Annotated in this window: 2 protein-coding genes; both read left to right on the top strand. The window is 61.2% G+C overall.

Going from position 1 to position 711, the window contains the following annotated elements; all coding sequences use genetic code 11:
• On the top strand, window positions 1-307 hold a 307-nt coding region (locus GVI59_RS18715; protein WP_173575543.1), incomplete at its 5' end, for a recombinase family protein.
• On the top strand, window positions 304-711 hold a 408-nt coding region (locus tag GVI59_RS18710), incomplete at its 3' end, for a helix-turn-helix domain-containing protein (RefSeq protein ID WP_173575542.1). The genes GVI59_RS18715 and GVI59_RS18710, both read left to right, overlap by 4 nt.

Genomic DNA, 711 nt, shown 5'->3' with positions numbered 1-711 from the left:
GGAGAAAATCGACACTTCCTCCGCAGCCGGAGAGCTGATCTTCCACGTCTTCGGCGCCATTGCGCATTTTGAGCGGCGACTGATCTCAGAACGTACACGCGACGGGATTGCAGCGGCGAGAGCAAAGGGCAGGCTGCCGGGGCGGCAGCCGCTCGACAACGACAAGATCAGCGCGGCGCTAAAACTTATCGCGGCGAGCGTGTCGCCGACTGAAGCGGCGCGTCAGCTCGGGATCGGGCGATCGACTGTCTATCGCGAGATGAAGCGTCTTGGCGTCGCGCGGCCGACACCATCGGCTGTATCATGACAACAGACGATCAAGTGGTTCTCAGCGCGCGCGAGAAAGAAGCTCTACGTCTGCTTCTGGTCGGCCATGACGCGAAATCCATCGCCAATACGCTTGGTCTGTCGGTGCACACAATAAATGACCGCCTACGCGATGCGCGGCGCAAGCTGGGCGTTTCGAGCAGCCGTGAAGCTGCCCGACGTCTCGCCGAGATGGATGGGGGCACCCCCAATAATGTCGGCCCCAAAGAAATTGGGGGTGCCGAAGCAACTTCTTCGGTGGATAGAGCCAAAGAGCCAGCACCGCCGCGATCGTCGGGGCATCGCCTGGCGTGGCTTACCGGAGGAATGCTTATCATGTCTCTTATCATTGCGGCCGCAGCGCTTTTGACCATCAGCGGGCAGGACGACGCCCGGGTTTCCGCC

The organism is Acetobacter sicerae (assembly GCF_011516765.1).
GTDB lineage: Bacteria > Pseudomonadota > Alphaproteobacteria > Acetobacterales > Acetobacteraceae > Acetobacter > Acetobacter sicerae.
The sequence above is the reverse complement of the archived record's forward strand: the minus strand, read 5'-3'. Positions and strand labels throughout refer to the sequence as shown.